Raw genomic sequence first — 678 nt, forward strand, 5'->3', positions numbered from 1 at the left:
TATCCGGGAGACACACGGCGGGTGCTAACGTCCGTCGTGAAGAGGGAAACAACCCAGACCGCCGGCTAAGGTCCCAAAGTTCTGGTTAAGTGGGAAACGATGTGGGAAGGCTCAGACAGCTAGGATGTTGGCTTAGAAGCAGCCATCATTTAAAGAAAGCGTAATAGCTCACTAGTCGAGTCGGCCTGCGCGGAAGATGTAACGGGGCTCAAACCAGGCACCGAAGCCGCGGATTCACACTTATGTGTGAGTGGTAGGGGAGCGTTCTGTAAGTCTGCGAAGGTGTATCGAGAGGTATGCTGGAGATATCAGAAGTGCGAATGCTGACGTAAGTAACGATAAAGGGGGTGAAAAGCCTCCTCGCCGGAAGACCAAGGGTTCCTGTCCAACGTTAATCGGGGCAGGGTGAGTCGACCCCTAAGGTGAGGCCGAAAGGCGTAATCGATGGGAAGCAGGTTAATATTCCTGCACGACTTGTAATTGCGATGGGGGGACGGAGAAGGCTAGGTGGGCCAGGCGACGGTTGTCCTGGTGAAAGTGCGTAGGTGGTGTTTCTAGGCAAATCCGGAGACACAACACTGAGACACGAGACGAACGCACTACGGTGCGGAAGCCATTGATGCCCTGCTTCCAGGAAAAGCCTCTAAGCTTCAGATTACAAGTCATCGTACCCCAAAC

General features: G+C 53.7%; 1 rRNA gene. It reads left to right on the plus strand.

Features of this window, described 5'->3' with window-relative positions:
• A 23S ribosomal RNA gene (locus PG896_RS21100) occupies positions 1–678 on the plus strand; the annotation flags it as partial.

The sequence above is a fragment of the Aeromonas sp. QDB30 genome, from assembly GCF_027707645.1.
Lineage (GTDB): Bacteria > Pseudomonadota > Gammaproteobacteria > Enterobacterales > Aeromonadaceae > Aeromonas > Aeromonas caviae.